The sequence below is a fragment of the Nocardia sp. CWNU-33 genome, assembly GCF_046764895.1.
In the GTDB taxonomy this organism is placed as follows: domain Bacteria; phylum Actinomycetota; class Actinomycetes; order Mycobacteriales; family Mycobacteriaceae; genus Nocardia.
The window spans coordinates 63,238-78,909 of sequence record NZ_JBKOQN010000014.1; the positions used below are offsets into that span (position 1 = coordinate 63,238).

Annotated in this window: 14 protein-coding genes; 7 read left to right on the forward strand and 7 right to left on the reverse strand. The window is 66.7% G+C overall.

Annotated elements, in window-relative coordinates; all coding sequences use genetic code 11:
* Positions 1-179 precede the first annotated feature (179 nt).
* Positions 180-1,031 (reverse strand): class I SAM-dependent methyltransferase, encoded by an 852-nt coding sequence (locus tag ACLMAL_RS20400; protein ID WP_412000529.1) that lies wholly within the window; start codon positions 1,029-1,031, stop codon positions 180-182.
* A gap of 69 nt (positions 1,032-1,100) precedes the next feature.
* On the opposite strand from ACLMAL_RS20400, the gene ACLMAL_RS20405 reads away from it, so the two are divergent.
* Both ACLMAL_RS20405 and uvrB read left to right on the forward strand, forming a co-directional pair.
* A complete protein-coding gene (locus ACLMAL_RS20405) occupies positions 1,101-1,691 on the forward strand; it encodes a TetR/AcrR family transcriptional regulator (protein WP_412000530.1) in 591 nt (196 codons plus the stop codon).
* A gap of 48 nt (positions 1,692-1,739) precedes the next feature.
* Positions 1,740-3,929 (forward strand): excinuclease ABC subunit UvrB, encoded by a 2,190-nt coding sequence (uvrB, locus tag ACLMAL_RS20410; RefSeq protein ID WP_412000531.1) that lies wholly within the window; start codon positions 1,740-1,742, stop codon positions 3,927-3,929.
* A gap of 41 nt (positions 3,930-3,970) precedes the next feature.
* Here uvrB and ACLMAL_RS20415 read toward each other — a convergent pair whose 3' ends face one another.
* Positions 3,971-4,441 carry a VOC family protein gene (locus ACLMAL_RS20415; RefSeq protein ID WP_412000532.1) on the reverse strand — a complete coding sequence of 157 codons (471 nt, stop codon included), beginning with the start codon at positions 4,439-4,441 and terminating at the stop codon, positions 3,971-3,973.
* Positions 4,442-4,499: 58 nt separating this feature from the next.
* Between ACLMAL_RS20415 and ACLMAL_RS20420 the strand changes: the two genes are divergently transcribed.
* From ACLMAL_RS20420 to ACLMAL_RS20430, 3 genes are all read left to right on the forward strand, one after another.
* On the forward strand, positions 4,500-5,393 hold the full coding sequence (locus tag ACLMAL_RS20420; RefSeq protein ID WP_412000533.1) for a DUF6597 domain-containing transcriptional factor: 894 nt from the start codon (positions 4,500-4,502) through the stop codon (positions 5,391-5,393).
* A 59-nt stretch (positions 5,394-5,452) separates the two neighbouring features.
* Positions 5,453-5,869, forward strand: a complete 417-nt coding sequence (locus tag ACLMAL_RS20425; RefSeq protein WP_328411674.1) for a DoxX family protein — start codon at positions 5,453-5,455, stop codon at positions 5,867-5,869.
* 280 nt (positions 5,870-6,149) lie between these two features.
* Complete coding sequence (locus tag ACLMAL_RS20430; RefSeq protein WP_412000534.1) at positions 6,150-6,602, forward strand: universal stress protein; 453 nt, start codon at positions 6,150-6,152, stop codon at positions 6,600-6,602.
* 109 nt (positions 6,603-6,711) lie between these two features.
* Here the strand turns inward: ACLMAL_RS20430 and ACLMAL_RS20435 are convergent, their stop codons facing one another.
* From ACLMAL_RS20435 to ACLMAL_RS20445, 3 genes are all read right to left on the reverse strand, one after another.
* Positions 6,712-9,015 (reverse strand): HelD family protein, encoded by a 2,304-nt coding sequence (locus ACLMAL_RS20435; RefSeq protein WP_412000535.1) that lies wholly within the window; start codon positions 9,013-9,015, stop codon positions 6,712-6,714.
* A gap of 86 nt (positions 9,016-9,101) precedes the next feature.
* On the reverse strand, positions 9,102-9,449 hold the full coding sequence (locus ACLMAL_RS20440; RefSeq protein ID WP_412000536.1) for an antibiotic biosynthesis monooxygenase family protein: 348 nt from the start codon (positions 9,447-9,449) through the stop codon (positions 9,102-9,104).
* 9 nt (positions 9,450-9,458) lie between these two features.
* Entirely contained in the window at positions 9,459-10,802 is a 1,344-nt protein-coding gene (locus ACLMAL_RS20445; RefSeq protein ID WP_412000537.1) for a diguanylate cyclase domain-containing protein, read from the reverse strand.
* Positions 10,803-11,016: 214 nt separating this feature from the next.
* Here ACLMAL_RS20445 and ACLMAL_RS20450 point away from each other — a divergent pair, with 214 nt between their 5' ends.
* The gene (locus ACLMAL_RS20450) at positions 11,017-12,204 is read left to right on the forward strand and encodes a beta-ketoacyl synthase N-terminal-like domain-containing protein (RefSeq protein ID WP_412000538.1); all 1,188 of its coding nucleotides are present in this window, start codon (positions 11,017-11,019) and stop codon (positions 12,202-12,204) included.
* 7 nt (positions 12,205-12,211) lie between these two features.
* Here the strand turns inward: ACLMAL_RS20450 and ACLMAL_RS20455 are convergent, their stop codons facing one another.
* The gene (locus ACLMAL_RS20455; protein ID WP_412000539.1) at positions 12,212-13,951 is read right to left on the reverse strand and encodes a GAF domain-containing protein; all 1,740 of its coding nucleotides are present in this window, start codon (positions 13,949-13,951) and stop codon (positions 12,212-12,214) included.
* A gap of 136 nt (positions 13,952-14,087) precedes the next feature.
* Between ACLMAL_RS20455 and ACLMAL_RS20460 the strand changes: the two genes are divergently transcribed.
* Positions 14,088-14,990 (forward strand): sigma 54 modulation/S30EA ribosomal C-terminal domain-containing protein, encoded by a 903-nt coding sequence (locus tag ACLMAL_RS20460; protein WP_412000540.1) that lies wholly within the window; start codon positions 14,088-14,090, stop codon positions 14,988-14,990.
* Positions 14,991-15,006: 16 nt separating this feature from the next.
* On the opposite strand, the gene ACLMAL_RS20465 is transcribed toward ACLMAL_RS20460, so the two are convergent.
* Positions 15,007-15,639 (reverse strand): response regulator, encoded by a 633-nt coding sequence (locus ACLMAL_RS20465; RefSeq protein ID WP_412000541.1) that lies wholly within the window; start codon positions 15,637-15,639, stop codon positions 15,007-15,009.
* Positions 15,640-15,672: the final 33 nt, after the last annotated feature.

Sequence of the window (15,672 nt, forward strand, 5' to 3'; positions counted from 1 at the left end):
GGAGTTGCGCGCTTTGTCTAGGAATGTGATGAATATCGTTGCGGCAACGGACATTTCGGGCAAGTAACAAGTCGTGCACTGCCGCTCGCCGGTGGCGGTTCGCGGGAACTCCGATGGCGCGCCGGGCGGCCACGGATGCGACGTCGGGTGGGTTCGGCCGCTCCGGGTGGTTTCCGGGCTTACCCGATTGTCGGAGGTCGGTCGGTGTCGGTTCGCACCGCTGTGACCGCCACTGCGGTGTAGTGCATCGTGAAGCCGCCCCCTGCCGCGTCGATGGCTGCGCCGATGCCATCCAGTAGTGCTTCCAGCTTGTCCGCCGGGAATTGGCTGTGACCGCCGAAGGTCGGCACCTGCTCCAGCCACTCGTCGCGGGTGCAGGACTGCTCCCAGTCGAACCGCCATTGCGCCGCGTCGCCGAACGCGCCGGCCTGCTGTATTCCCGTGCTCGCCTTGGTGAAGAACGTGGAGTAGGTGTCCAGGCCGGGCATCGTCGCGCGGTCGAAAGGCGAGCCGGGCAGCATCCTGCGGTAGACCGTGGCGAAGGCTGCGGCCAGTTCCGACGGTGGTTGGAATACGTACCAGAACACGGCCAGTCGCCCGCCGGGGCGCAGCACTCGCGCCGCTTTGGCTGCTCCCACGACCGGGTCGACCCAATGCCAGGTCTGCCCGGCGACGACCGCGTCGAACGTCCGGCCCGCGGTATCCCAGGCTTCGAACGTCGACACCTCGACCTCGACGCCGCTGCGGCGCGCGAACTCGGCCATCCGCGAGTCGGGTTCGACTCCGAGCACCCGGCTGCCTGCCGCCTGGAACTGCCTGGCCGCGATGCCGGTGCCGGTCCCGACATCGAGCACGTCGCGGCCGGGGCTCTCGGCGACTATCCGCGCCACCAGGGCGTCCGGGTAACGCGGCCGGGTTCGGTCATAGCGTTCGGCGTCAGAGCCGAACGACTCGGCTATGTGTCGGGCCCGATGCGCCTCGCGCGGCTCGGGCTCGGAAAGGGGCGGTTGCTCCGACGGTATAGTGGGCATGTGCCCACTATAGTGGGCACATGCCCACTCGTAAATCGAGAAGGGCTGGGCGAGGGAAGGATTCGCGGTATGCCGACCGGCATTGCCCTGCGTGACGTGCGCGAACAGCTGTTCGACGCAGCAGAGCGCATCCTGCTCCGTGCCGGACCGACCGCGCTGACCAGCCGGGCGGTCACCACCGAGGCAGGCTGTGCCAAGGGGGTCCTGCACCGGCATTTCGCCGACTTCGACGGTTTCCTCGCCGAGCTCGTGCTCGACCGCATCGGCCGGATCGACAATCAGGCCGTCGCGCTGCGCGAATCCGCGGGAACCGGCACCGTCGCCGAGAACGTCACCGGCGCGCTGACGACTCTGTTCGAGTCGGTCGCGGTGGCGATCATCAGCCTCGTCACCTTCCGCGACGAGTTGCGCACCCGGCTGCGCCGGGTCCGGCCACCCGGCGTCCCGGTAGTGACGGAGGCTGCGGCCATGATCGCCTCCTACCTGACCGCCGAGCGCGACCTCGGCCGCATCGCGGCCGACGCCGACGTGGACACCCTCGCGCTCATGGTGATCGGGACCGGGCACCTGCTGTTCGCGGGCCGGGAGGGCACGCCGCCGGAGACCGCTGCTGTCCACAAGGTCATGACCACGGTCCTCGACCCGGCGCTTTCCCGCTGAAATACTGCCGCCGGGAATCTGTCGGTGGCTGGGCTTAGGCTGATGAGCATGGCATTCGCAACCGAAATCCCAGCGGAAGGCTTCGAGGACAGGGCCGGTGGGACGCCGCTCGCGCATTCCGAGTTCAGGCCGGTCGGCGAGATCGAGCGGGCTGACGGCCGGTTCGACGTGGTCAGCGATCACAAGCCCGCCGGTGACCAGCCTGCAGCCATCGAAGAGCTGGAGCGCCGGATCAGGGCGGGCGAGCGCGACGTGGTGCTGCTCGGCGCCACCGGCACCGGCAAGTCGGCGACCACCGCCTGGCTGATCGAGAGGCTGCAGCGCCCGACGCTGGTAATGGCGCCGAACAAGACCCTCGCCGCGCAGCTGGCCAACGAGCTGCGAGAGATGTTGCCCAACAATGCCGTCGAGTACTTCGTCTCGTACTACGACTACTACCAGCCCGAGGCGTACATCGCGCAGACCGACACCTATATCGAGAAGGACAGCTCGATCAACGACGATGTCGAGCGGCTGCGCCACTCGGCCACCTCGAGCCTGCTCTCGCGCCGGGACGTGGTGGTGGTCGCGTCGGTGTCGTGCATCTACGGCCTCGGCACACCACAGTCGTACCTGGATCGGTCGGTGCAGTTGGAGGTGGGCACCGAGCTCGACCGCGACGCGTTCCTGCGACTGCTGGTCGACGTGCAATACACCCGCAACGACATGTCGTTCACCCGTGGCTCGTTCCGGGTGCGCGGCGACACCGTCGAGATCATTCCCTCCTACGAGGAGCTCGCGGTGCGCATCGAGTTCTTCGGTGACGAGATCGAGGCGCTGTACTACCTGCACCCGCTGACCGGTGATGTGGTCCGACAGGTCGACACGGTGCGGATCTTCCCGGCCACCCACTACGTGGCGGGTCCGGAGCGCATGGAGCGCGCGGTCGGCGATATCGAGATGGAGCTGGAGCAGCGGCTTGCCGAGCTGGAACGGCAGGGCAAGCTGCTCGAGGCGCAACGGCTACGCATGCGCACCCAGTACGACCTGGAGATGATTCGGCAGGTCGGGTTCTGCTCCGGCATCGAGAACTACTCGCGCCACATCGATGGCCGTGCGGCCGGCACCGCGCCTGCCACGCTGATCGACTATTTCCCCGAAGACTTCCTGCTCGTCATCGATGAGTCGCACAACACCGTGCCGCAGATCGGCGGCATGTACGAGGGCGATATGTCGCGCAAGCGCAACCTCGTCGAATACGGCTTCCGGCTGCCGTCCGCGGTCGACAACCGACCGCTCACCTGGGAGGAATTCGCCGATCGAATCGGGCAGACGGTGTACCTGTCGGCCACGCCGGGTCCCTACGAGCTCGGGCAGGCCGGCGGTGAGGTCGTCGAGCAGGTGATCCGCCCGACCGGGCTCGTCGATCCGAAGGTCGTGGTCAAGCCGACCAAGGGACAGATCGACGACCTGATCCACGAAATCCGCCAGCGTACCGAGCGCGACGAACGCGTGCTGGTCACCACCCTCACCAAGAAGATGTCCGAGGATCTGACCGACTACCTGCTCGGCCTCGGCATCCGGGTGCGCTACCTGCACTCCGAGATCGACACGCTGCGGCGCGTGGAACTGCTGCGGCAGCTGCGGCTCGGCGAGTACGACGTGCTCGTCGGCATCAACCTGCTGCGTGAGGGCCTCGACCTGCCGGAGGTGTCGCTGGTTGCGATCCTCGACGCCGACAAGGAAGGCTTCCTGCGCAGCACGACCGCGCTGATCCAGACCATCGGCCGTGCTGCGCGCAATGTGTCGGGCGAGGTGCACATGTACGCCGACAAGATCACCGACTCGATGCAGTTCGCCATCAGCGAGACCGAGCGGCGCCGGGCCAAACAGGTTGCCTACAACGAAGAAATGGGCATCGACCCACAGCCGCTGCGCAAGAAGATTGCCGACATCCTGGATCAGGTGTACCAGGAGGCCGACGACAGCGAGGTCGCCGTCGGCGGTTCCGGTCGTAACGCCAGTCGTGGCCGCAGGGCCCAGGGTGAGCCGGGTCGCGCGGTGAGCGCGGGCATCTACGAGGGCCGCGACGTCAAATCGATGCCGCGTGCCGAGCTCGCGGACCTGGTGAAGGAACTCACCGCGCAGATGATGAGTGCGGCACGGGATCTGCAGTTCGAGCTGGCCGGACGACTACGCGACGAAATCGCCGATCTCAAGAAGGAACTGCGCGGCATGGACGCCGCCGGGTTGAGTTGAGGCCGGGCCCGGCGGTGTCCGGCAGCTCGGCCGCGGCGGGCTCAGGACTGTGTCGCCATCCATTCGTTGACGCGGCGCTCGGCTTCCTCGCGGGAGACGTTTTCGACCTTGGTGATCACTGCCCACCGGTGACCGAACGGATCGATCACGACACCGAACCGGTCGCCGGTGACGAAGGTCTGCGGCTGTTCGGCACTGCGGGCGCCGTGCGCGATGGCGCGTTCGATGACTGCGTCGACGTCCGGGCAGTAGTGCACGATCGAGGTGTGCACCCAGTCGCCGTTCGGGGCGAGCACGTTGTTGTCGGGGATGGGCATGCCCACTTGCAGGGTCGAGTCGCCGATCTTCAGTTCGGCGTGCGCGGGCTGGCCGTCGGGCAGGTCACTGCGGCCGACCACTTCTGCGCCGAATACCGCCGTGTAGAAGTCGATTGCTTTATTGCCGTCGGACACCGCGAGAAAGCAGGTGATCGAGTGGTAGCCGTCGGCGATGGGGTTCACTGTTTCGCTCATGCCGACTACCCTCGTCGATCGCGCGACCAGGGTCTTGTAAGAAAGCGACACCATGCCCGTGGGTACTGACCAGGTGGTGGCAGGACCGGAACCGGCAGGTGCTCCTGCCCTCGACGACGTGAAGGGGATCCTGCACCCGGACGAGCAGGCCAGGCATCGATCGCTGGCCCGGCTACCCGCCGGACCCGAGATCGGCCGGTTCGTCGAGTGGTATTGGTCGGTCCGCTGGGATCTGCGTGGCCGTCCGCCGTACTACGCCGAGGTGCTGTCGTATCCGTGCGTGAATGTCACCTTCGAGCAGACCGCAACTCGCACCGGCGGTTTCGTCAACGGCGTCTCCACGACCAGATACATCCGTGAGCTCAGCGAGATGGGGGAGACGTTCGGGGTTCGCTTCCGTGCGGGCGGCTTCGGTGCTTTCACGGGCCTGAACGTCGGCTCGTTCCGTGACGCGGCCGTGCCACTGGCCCAGGTGCTGCCGGAGGCCGATGGGCTGACCGAGCGCGTGCTCGCGGTGTCGTCGGATCTCCAGCGCCGTACCATCATCGAGGATTTCTTCGCCGGCCGCGAGACCGACGACGACCCGACCTATCGACTGGTGCTGCGCATCGTCGAGGCGATGGAGCACGACCCGGAATTGACCAGGGTCGATCAGGTCACCGAGCGGTTCGACGTGCCGATCCGCACCCTGCAGCGGATGTTTCGCAGATACATCGGGGCCGGACCGAAATGGGTGCTGCGCCGCTATCGCCTGCAGGACGGCGCCGATCTACTTGCGCGCGGCCACATCGAAGACCTGGCTGCGCTCGCCGCGGAGCTCGGCTACTTCGATCAGGCGCATTTCTCTCGTGAGTTCGCCGCTGAGGTCGGAATGGCTCCGCTGGAATATGCCAAGAATTCGATACGCTCGCGCAACGAGGTCACTTCGAAAGTTCTTCCTACCGAGAAATAGCCGCAGTGCCGGCAATCGAATAAGACCTCGTGTACCCATCGCCAACGAGGGAGCAGGACATGGACGTCGTGGTTTTGATCGGGCGGGTGCTTTTCGTCGTGTTGTTCTTCGGCTCGGCAGTCGGGCATTTCACGCAGACCGAGGCGATGACGGGTTACGCGCAGAGCCGCGGCGTGCCGGCGCCGAAGGCCGGTGTGCTCGCCGCGGGTGTGCTGATGGCGCTCGGTGCGGCGAGTGTGCTGCTGGGGATTTGGGCGGATCTGGGTGCGCTGCTGCTGGTGATCGTGCTGCTGCCGACCGCGTTCCTGATGCATCGGTTCTGGTCGGAGACCGATCCGGAGACAAAACAGGGCGAGATGATCCACTTCAACAAGGATCTCGCCCTCGCCGGTGCGTCGCTGATGCTGTTCGCTTTCTTCGCGCATGTCGACGAACTCGGATTGACCATCACCGGGCCGCTATTCCATCTCGGATGACTGTGATGAATCTCCCACGCACACAAGAACGTTCGCAGGAGTTGTGATCGATCACAGAACTCGGGTCGAGAAATTGAATCTGCCCTGGTCGGTAAGGTCATCGAGCATTCGCCGAGCGAACCGGTGTTCGGAATGCCCGAACACCCCGAGTGTGATGTGTTGCGATTTCTGATATTTCCGACGGTTTTGCCGCTAGGGTCGAGCCCAGTCGCCGCGCCGGTGCCACGACTGATGGTGGTGCCGGACGTAGGCACCCGACCACCGCATAGTTGGAGGAGAGATGACCGCCTACCGGACCATTGTCGTCGGTACCGATGGCTCGGACTCGTCGTATGTCGCCGTCGAAAAGGCCGCCGCGCTGGCGGGCGAGGGGGAAACGACGCTGGTTGTGGCCTGCGCGTACTACCCGACCGACGATCGCGATGTCGCGGCTGCGGCCGATGTGCTCAAGGACGAGGCCTACCAGGTGCGCGGCTCCGCGCCGACCAACGAGATCCTGCGCACCGCCAGGGACAAGGCCGCCGCCGTCGGCGCCAAGAACATTGTCGAGCGCTCCATCGTCGGCGAGCCGGTCGAATCGCTGCTCGCTCTCGTCAAGGAGGTGGAGGCCGATCTGCTCGTCGTCGGCAACCGGGGTCTGAACACCCTGGCGGGCCGCCTGCTCGGCTCGGTGCCTTCCGATGTCGCCCGCAAATCGCGCTCCGACGTCCTGATCGTGCACACCGTGCGCTGAAGGTAGTCCCGCGCAACGCGAACCTCGCCCGCTCCGGGCAGTTCGTGTCGACAGACCCGACCCCGTCGTTCCGGCCGAAGCCGCAACGACGGGGTTTCTCATGTGTGCCCTATGCCAGTGCGTGCAGCACCGGCGGCAGCTCTCCGATGTGGATGACGCCGAGGCGCTGGGTCGCGCGGGTCAGCGCGACATACAGATCGTTGAGGCCGCGCGGAGACTCCGCGAGAATCTGCGCGGGTTCGACCAGATACACCGCGTCGAACTCGAGGCCCTTCACGTCGTGCACGGTCAGCACGCGCACCGATTCGCCTGCCAGCTCGGCGAAATCCGGGACCAGGTCGTGCGGAGCGATCACCGCGGTGGTGCCCGGTCCGGTCTCGGTGCCCACCAATCGCTCGACCTCGCTACGCAATCGGTTCGCGGTGACCGCGTAGGCGCGTGGTGGCTGCCCGGACTCCCGCACCGATCGCGGCGCCGCCGCGGTGGGGTCGATCGCGCTCAGCACGCCGGCGGCGACGTCCATGATCTCGGCCGGGGTCCGGTAGTTCACCGTGAGCTCGGTCAGCTTCCAGCGTTTGGCCACATACGGTTCCAGCATCGCCTGCCACGACGAAGCGCCCGCGGGGTCGCCGGTCTGCGCTACGTCGCCGACGACGGTGATCCAGCGATTCGGGATGCGGCGCATCACCATTCGCCACGCCATTTCCGAAAGCTCCTGCGCCTCGTCCACGATCACGTGACCGTAGGTCCAGGTGCGGTCGCCCGCGGCGCGTTCGGCGGTGGTCTGACTGGCGCGCACATTCTGGCGTTCGGCGAGCTGGCCGGCATCGATCAGGTCATAGGCCATCAGGATCTCGGGATCGAGCTCGTCTTCCAGATCCTGTGGCGCCGAACCGGTCAGGATGTCGAGCGCGTCCTGCGCCTCGGCCAGCTGGGCCCGCCAGCGGCGCCGTGCGCGTTCGCGTTCCTCGGCGTCGTCGACACCGAGCAACTCGGCGAGCTCGTCGAGCAGTGGTGCGTCGGCCGCGCTGTATTCGCCATTATCCGACCGCACCAGCTCGGCACGGTCGGCAGGATCGAGGCTGCCGGCCACGCGATCGAGCCGCTTGGGGTCGGCGAGCAGGTCGGCGAGTACGTCCTGTGGCGACAGGATCGGCCAGAGCCGACCGATCGCGGCCTGAATCGCGGGATCGGTGCGCATCTCGTCGCGGATTTCAGCGAGATCGGTTCGGCTGAGCAGACTTTGGCCGCCGGACAGGTCGGCGCCCATGGTCTGGGCCAGCTGATCGGTCAGTGCGTCCAGCACCGAGCTTGCGAAGATCGGCCTGGCCAGGTTGTGCGGGCGGCGCGAGGAGCGGGCCCGGCCGCGGGCGCGGGTGGTGATCTTGCGATCCAGGATCACCGGGTAGCCGTCGAAGGTCAGGCGGATCGGCTCGGCGGGTATCTCCTGCCGATCGCGCACCGCCTGCTTGAGCACCTCGACGATGGCGAGCGAGCCCTTGATCTCGCCGGCCCGCAGCGAGTCCTCCCGAGTGGCTTTCACCCCGGGATACAGGTCGCCGATGGTGGACAGCAGCACGCCGGTCTCGCCCAGCGAGGGCAGCACCTGGCCGATGTAGTCGAGGAAAGTGGCGTTCGGGCCGATGATCAGCACGCCGGACTTGGCCAGCTGCTGCCGGTAGGTGTAGAGCAGGAAGGCCGCGCGGTGCAGTGCCACAGCGGTCTTGCCGGTGCCGGGACCGCCCTGCACCACCAGCACGCTCTTGTGCTCGGAGCGGATGATCGCATCCTGCTCGTGTTGGATGGTCTCGACGATGTCGTTCATGTGGCCGGTGCGCGCGGCATTGAGCGCCGCGAGCAGCGCGCTCTCACTGCCGACGCCGCCGTCCGCGCCGGTGACGCCGGCCTGGTGCGCCGCTTCCAGATCGAGGTATTCGTCGTTGACCGCGGTGACTGTGCGATTGCGCGAGCGGATGTGACGGCGGCGGGTCACCCCGTCGGGCGTCGCGGTGGTGGCCAAATAGAACGGCCGGGCAAGCGGTGCGCGCCAATCCAGCAGCAGCGTCTCGTAGTCGTCTTTTTCGTCGAGGATTCCGAGCCTGCCGATGTAGCGGTATTCGCCGTCCTGATCGCCATCGAGGTCGATCCGGCCGAAACACAGGCCGTGTTCGGCGGCGTCGTACTTGGCAAGGTCCTCGTGGTAGAGCGCGCTGAACGATTCCCGCTCGCTGCGTGCCTGCGGGGTGCCGCCGGTTTCCAGCAGCACCGTGCGCAAGCGGTTGTTGGCATAGTCGCGCATGCCGTCGAGCCGGTCGTAGAGCACAGACAGGTAGGCCTGCTCCTGCTCGATTTCGCGGTTTCGCTCGGATGCGCCGTCGTGCGCGGCACGATCCTGAGTGAGACGGTCGGGCAAACTGAACTCCTTAGTCACCGCGATGAACCTGCGCACCCGCAGCGGACGAGTGCACGCGAACTCTGTAGAAAACAGAGTTGTCGAGTCTACTGCCGGTTCGGTGTGCTCGCCGTAACCGCAGGTGGGGTATCTGATGTCGCGTCGCCCACTATCGGGGCGAAGTGCTGCACAACCGGGAAGGGGTCATAGAAGTGGTGTAACAGCTGCTGCCAGCGCTGATACCCCGCGGAGCCGCGAAATCCTTCGACGTGGTCCGCCAGTCGCTCCCATTCCACCAGGAGCAGATACGTGTCGGGCGTCTCGATACCGCGCGAGAGCGAGAGCGACCGAAATCCCGGCATGGTCGAGATGATCGGCTTCGCCTCGGCGAAGGCGGCCTCGAAGTCTTGGGCCTGTTCGGGACGGACGGAAAGCAGCGCGTGTTCGAGAATCATCGATGACCTTCAAGAGGCGTGGGTGTTGTTCGGCATGCGGCCGAGGGGGGTGCCGCTGTCCCGGTGCCCGGCCGGCTTGGCGCGGTACATCGCAAGGTCCGCGTCGTGCAGGACCGCCTCCGGTGTGCGGTGGTCGCCGGGGCTGAGCTCGGTGGCGCCGATCGAGGCGTTCACCTCGATGCGGTGTCCGCGCGCGATGATCGGCTCGGCCATGGACGAGCGCAGCCGAGTCACCAGCGTGTCGATGTCGACCCGCCGCGCCGGTCCGGAAAGCAGCACGAGGAACTCGTCGCCGCCGAGCCTGCCGACCAGGTCATCGCCGCGCAGTGCGCGCTGCAGCCGCTGCGCGACGATCTGCAGCACGGTGTCGCCGATCGCGTGGCCGAGGGTGTCGTTGATCGCCTTGAACCCGTCCAGGTCGATGAACAGCACGGTCGATACCGGAAGTGTCTCGCTGGTGGCGAGCGCGCCTGCGAGCTGGGAGAGGATCAGCGAGCGGTTGGCAAGTCCGGTCAGGGAGTCGTGCGTGGCCTGGTACTCCAGTTGCCTTCTGCTGGCGCGGAAATCGGTGATGTCGGCGAAGGAGGATACGGCCGGGGAGGCCGGGTCGCCGGGGTTGAGCAGCCGGCTGCTTCCGGACAACCAGCGCCGCTGTCCGTCGTGGCGGTCGACGCCGAAGACGTAGCCGGTGATGGTTTCGCCGGTGGCGAGGGTCCGCGCGATCGGGTGGCGGGTCGCGGGCAGTGGCTGTGCGTTGGCATCCAGCAGCAGCAGCGGCAGTTCGTCGATCGTCGCGCCGATGAGATCGCGGGCGCGTTCGTCGGTGCCGAAGATCCGCCGGGCCGCCGGATTGGCCGATTCGATGCGGCCGTGGCGGTCGATCACCACCACGCCCTCCTCCAGTTGGGAGACGACGGTGGTGAAGTACTGCTCGGCGCGCCGCTGCGCGTCCTCTGCGGCGCGCTGTGCGGTCAGATCGTGTACGACTACCTGGTAGGCGAGATGGTCGTACCAGGCGGTGAGTACGGAGATCGTTTCGACGGGGACGGTGCCGCCGTCGAGACGTATCAGCGTCATCTCGGCGCGATCGGAGGCGTCGCCGGAGTTGGTCAGCGTGCTGATCCGCTCGATCATGCCGAGCACCGAGTGTGGATGGACGAACTGCGTGAGCGGTTTGCCGATCACATCGTCGATGCTGCCGGCTGCGAGCATCCGCGCCATGGCCCGGTTGACGTAGACGACGGTGCCACGTGCGTGCACACAGATGCCGTCCGGGGTGTGCTCGACCAGGGACTGGTAGCGCTGCGCCAGCTGCTCGGCCGCTACTGCGCCGTCTGCCTTGTTCTCACCCACTCGAACCCCCGATCGTCGACCCAATCATGGCCATTGGAACATGGGATTATTCTGACCTCGAGGTGTACAAGATCACACCGTCGACGCTATTGCTTCGATCACAGTTCGGGCACTTCATCGGGCCTTATCTGATGATCATTACAAACCCGATTCTCCGCGCACATCTCGAGCCGACATGCTGGTCGGACCGGAGGACCGGCGAAGGAGCGAAGCTATGCCTGGCTCAGTCGCGCAGACCGAAGCGCAATACCAAGATCATATGACGATCGCCGGAATCGGGGCGGTCAGCGGGTACGGCTGGGGCCGCGAGACTCTGTGGGAGGGGTTGCTCAGCGGCAAGTCGGCAGCGAACCTGCAACCCGGTTACGGTCTCGACCGTGACGAGCACGCCTGGGCGTCGCTGGTGCCCGACGGCGGCGACTACACGGTCAGTAACAGCCGCTACGGGCGCGCCATACACGAGTCGGCGCGCGAGGCGATCGCCGATGCGCACGCGCGTGGCTGGCGGCCGGGCCGCACCGTCGGCGTGCTGCACGCGATCGTGCTCGGCGACGTCACGAACTGGCGTGACTTCTACCTTGTCGACCACGGCCATCGCCGCTCCCGCGACTACATGCGACTACTTCCCTCGACTCCGATCTCGGTATTGCAGCAGGAATTCGGCTTCCACGGTCCTGCGATGAATATCTCGGCGGCGTGCAGCTCGGCGAATGTCGCGCTGATCACCGCGAAGCTGTGGTTGGACGCGGGCGTAGCGGACGACGTGATCTGCATTGCCACCGATATGTCCGCGACGCCCGACATGCTCGAGCACTTCGTCCGCCTCGGCGCCGCGGTCGGCGATGCCGAACCGCTGGATGCCTGCCGTCCCTTCCAGACGGGTAGCCGCGGTTTCAGCATGGGTGAGGCGTCGGTGGCGTTCGTGCTGAGCCGTTCGGTGCGGCGCCCGTACGCGGCGATGCTGGGCGGGGGGATGACCAACGACGCGTACCACGTGGTTTCGGTGGACCCCGGCCACGATCAGATCTTCGACTGCGCACGCATGGCGTTGGCCGCCGCCGATGTCGCCCCCGCGGATGTCCGGTATTTCAACGCGCACGGCACCGGGACCAAACAATGCGATGTCGCCGAGCGGCATCTGCTGACACACCTGTTCGGCGACCGCCCGCACGTCTATGCGGTGAAACCACTCGCGGGCCACTGTCAGGGCGCGGCGGCGGCGGTCGAGGTGGCCGCGGCGGCGCTGGGATACGAGCGGGGCGTCGTGCCCGCCGCGCCGATCGTCGCGTCCGCGTACGAGCGGTTGCTCGACGGCCCGACGGAGTTCGAGAGTGGTGTCACGGTGAAGTTGTCGCTCGGCATGGGCGGCAACAATTCGATGGTGGTGCTCGGGCCGGTGTGAGCCCGGCTCATGGCAGTGGCACCGACCAGCTGAGGCGGGTCCCCGGTAGCCGGTCATCCGGATCGTCGGCGCGGCGGATATCGGGCCCGATGGTGAACTGTCCGTCCGACTTCTCGGCCCGCTGCTCCAGACTGCGCAGCCCGCTGCGGATCACGTGATTCGGTATGCCCCAACCGTTGTCGGTCACCACGATGGTCAGATCGTCGGCCACACCGATTTCCACCGCGACCAGATCGCCGCCGGAATGCCGCACCGCGTTGGTCACCGCTTCCCGCACCACCGCCTCGGCGTGATCGGCGAGCTCGGCTTCCAACACCGACAGCGGTCCGGTCACCTGAATGGTCGCCCGCAGTTCGGTGTCGGCGGTCTGCTGCCGGATCGCCGCTTCGATCCGCTGCTGCAGCCCGGTGCTCTGGCCGCCGCCGTGCAGGTCGAAGATCGAGGTGCGGATCTCTTGGACGACCTCCTGCAGATCGTTGATCACGTTTGCCAGACGCTCGCGCACGCCTGGAGCCTCGGTCCGTGGCACCGCGCCCTGCAGAGTGAGCCCGATCGCGAAGAGCCGCTGGATCACGTGGTCGTGCAGGTCGCGCGCGATGCGGTCGCGGTCAGCGAGGATGTCGAGATCACGCATGCGGCGCTGAGTGTCGGCCAGTTGCATGGCCAGCGCCGCCTGATCGGTGAATGCGGCGGTCAGCTCGACCAATTCGTCCGGGTACGGCGCGGAGCCCGCCGGGCGCACGGTGACCAACGCGCCGAGAGTGGCATCAGGCGTGCACAACGGCAGGATCAGCGCAGGGCCGACATCGGGCAGTGGCGCGCCGAGATCGACCTGCGCGGCATCGTCGAAGCGCAGCGGCGTGCGCCGAGTGAAGGCCTCGCCGAGCGCGGTGCCCTCGGTGTGCACGGTCCATCCGTCGTGGCCCGCACTCGGCCCGGACCACTGCGTGATCGACAACTCGGTGACCTCGCCGAGCCTGCCGTCGGCCCTCCCGGCGCTGGCCAGGAAGGACTGGTGTGAGCCGGTGAGGGTGCGGGCGTGGTCGACCACATGGGCGAGGACCAGATCGGGTTCGGTCCCGGCCAGAAATTCGGTGGCGATGTCTCTGGTCGCCTCGATCCACGCCTGCCGGGTGCGGGCGGATTCGTAGAGCCTGGCGTTATCCACCGCGATGCCCGCCGCGGCAGCCAGGGCCTGGACGAGCACATCGTCATCCTCGGTGAACGGATGTCCGCCCGCTTTCTCGGTGAGGTACAGGCTGCCGAAGATCTCGTCGCGGATGCGCACGGGGACGCCGAGGAAGGTGTGCATCGGCGGGTGGTGTGGCGGAAACCCCACCGACGCAAGATGATTCGACAATTCGTCGAGGCGAAGCGGTCTCGGCTGGTTGAACACGACGCCGAGCACACCGTGCCCGGCGGGCAGCCTGCCGATCCGGTCGCGGGTTTCGTCGTCCATGCCCTCATCGATGAACTGGGTCACCTGCTGGTCGTGGCCGCGCACCGCGAGCGCACCGTAGCGGGCGTCGACGAGGCTGGTTGCCGTGTGCACGATGGTGCGCAGGGTTTCGTCGAGATCGAGTCCGGAGGTGACGGCGAGCATCGCCTCGACAAGACCGTCCATCCGGTCGCGCGAATCGATGATCAACTCGACGCGTTCCCTGACCTCGGAGAGCAGCTCCCGGAGCCGAAGTTGCGACAACGTGTCGCGCACCGAATACGGGCCGCTGCCGTTTTCTTCGGTCATCTCGGCTTCCTGTCCGTGCGGGCGCGTCACAGCGCTTTTCTCAGTCTAGTTGGCCGATCGAGGACTTTCGGCTCTGTTCACCGTGACCTTACGGTGATGAGGTGGGCGCACCGGGAATAGAAAGTAGGGATGTCCTATGAATTCGTCGGAGCTGGTGAGAGCGTCGGAATTGGTGGGCGAGACCGAGTTGGTCGGTGTTCCGGAGCTCATGGGCGGGCCGAAATCGGTCGGCGGGTCGAAGATGTTCGGCAGGACCGAGCTGTTGCGTTCGACCGAGCTGTGGGCGACCGCGGCCGACCCGGAACTCGCGGTGACGACGTGTGGTGCGGTGCCCCCAGCAGACGTGACACGGGCGGTGCGGGCGATCGGCCGGGTGTTGCGCCGCCATCACGTCGATTCGGCGGCGCGGGTGCGGGTCACGGTGCCGCCCGATGTCACCGAACCGACACTGGTACAGGCGAACATCCGCTTCCACGACACTCCGACCCGGGTGCAGGTCACCGGACCGCGCGGGTTCGCCGTCACCTTCGCCGTCGAACGGCTGGACCGGCAGATCGCCCGGCTGGCGACCAGTCAGGCGCGCCCTTTCCCCGATCCGGCTCGTCCACCACTGGCCAGGGTTACCGAGCTGCGCCCGATCGTTCGCAGGAAGTTCTGCGCGCTTTTGACCGGAACCCCGGCCGAGGCGACGGCAGTGCTGGACGCAATGGACTACGACGCCTACCTGTTCACCGATTCGGAAACCGGTGAGGACGCGATCGTGCACTGGGAGGAGTCGCTGGGCGTGCGGCTGTCGCGACAGTACGGGACGGCTGCGCCGCAGGCAGCGGCAGAGGTGGCATTGACGGTGAATTCCCTTCCGCTCACCGTGCATTCGGAACCGGCGCCCGCACTGAGCGAGGACAAGGCGGCGGCGCGGTTGTGTCGAGGGGGACTGCCGTTCCTGTTCTTCACCGATCCGGGTAGCGGCCGTGGCCGACTGCTCTATCGCCGATACGATGGCGACCTCACGATTGTGGTCCCGGCGGGCACCGAGTAGCCGGGTAGGTCTTCGCCTAGCTGTCGCGCAGTTTGGTGGCCAGCACCGCGGCCTGGGTGCGGCGTTCCATGCCGAGTTTGGCCAGTAGTCGGGAAACGTAATTCTTGACGGTCTTCTCCGCCAGGAACATTCGCGCCGCGATCTGGCGATTGGTCAACCCTTCGCCGAGCAGTGCGAGCAGTCTGCGTTCTTGTTCGGTGAGTCCGGCGAGCGGCCCATCGTTCTCGGTGCTGCTGTGCAAGCGCGCTTTGAGCGCGGCGGCTGCGCGGTTATCCAGCAGCGAGCGGCCCGCGCCGACTTCCTTGATGGCCGCGGCCAATTCCATACCCTTGATGTTCTTGACGACGTATCCGCTCGCGCCGGCGAGAATCGCGTCGAGCATGGCGTGCTCGTCGGTGTAGGAGGTGAGGATCAGGCAGCGCAGGCCCTCGACATCGGCGAGCAGATCGCGGCACAGTTCGATGCCGTTGCCGTCGGGCAGCCGCATGTCGAGCACCGCGACGTCCGGCCGTAGCGCGGGGATGCCGATCATGGCCTGCGCGACATCGCCCGCCTCGCCGATGACCGTGAGCTCGGGGTCGCTGTCCAACAGGTCGATGAGGCCGCGGCGGACGATCTCGTGGTCGTCGACGAGGAACACCTTGATCACGCCGCCTCCTCCCTCGCTCGCGGGATTTCCCGC

Excerpts from the sequence above, each read along its gene's own strand:
- ACLMAL_RS20405 (WP_412000530.1), top strand. The coding sequence starts at position 1,101 with ATGCCGACCGGCATTGCCCTGCGTGACGTGCGCGAACAGCTGTTCGAC.
- ACLMAL_RS20440 (WP_412000536.1), bottom strand. The coding sequence starts at position 9,449 with ATGATTCTCGAACACGCGCTGCTTTCCGTCCGTCCCGAACAGGCCCAA.
- ACLMAL_RS20430 (WP_412000534.1), top strand. The coding sequence starts at position 6,150 with ATGACCGCCTACCGGACCATTGTCGTCGGTACCGATGGCTCGGACTCG.
- uvrB (WP_412000531.1), top strand. The coding sequence starts at position 1,740 with ATGGCATTCGCAACCGAAATCCCAGCGGAAGGCTTCGAGGACAGGGCC.
- ACLMAL_RS20415 (WP_412000532.1), bottom strand. The coding sequence starts at position 4,441 with ATGAGCGAAACAGTGAACCCCATCGCCGACGGCTACCACTCGATCACC.
- ACLMAL_RS20460 (WP_412000540.1), top strand. The coding sequence starts at position 14,088 with ATGAATTCGTCGGAGCTGGTGAGAGCGTCGGAATTGGTGGGCGAGACC.
- ACLMAL_RS20400 (WP_412000529.1), bottom strand. The coding sequence starts at position 1,031 with ATGCCCACTATACCGTCGGAGCAACCGCCCCTTTCCGAGCCCGAGCCG.
- ACLMAL_RS20455 (WP_412000539.1), bottom strand. The coding sequence starts at position 13,951 with ATGACCGAAGAAAACGGCAGCGGCCCGTATTCGGTGCGCGACACGTTG.
- ACLMAL_RS20450 (WP_412000538.1), top strand. The coding sequence starts at position 11,017 with ATGCCTGGCTCAGTCGCGCAGACCGAAGCGCAATACCAAGATCATATG.
- ACLMAL_RS20425 (WP_328411674.1), top strand. The coding sequence starts at position 5,453 with ATGGACGTCGTGGTTTTGATCGGGCGGGTGCTTTTCGTCGTGTTGTTC.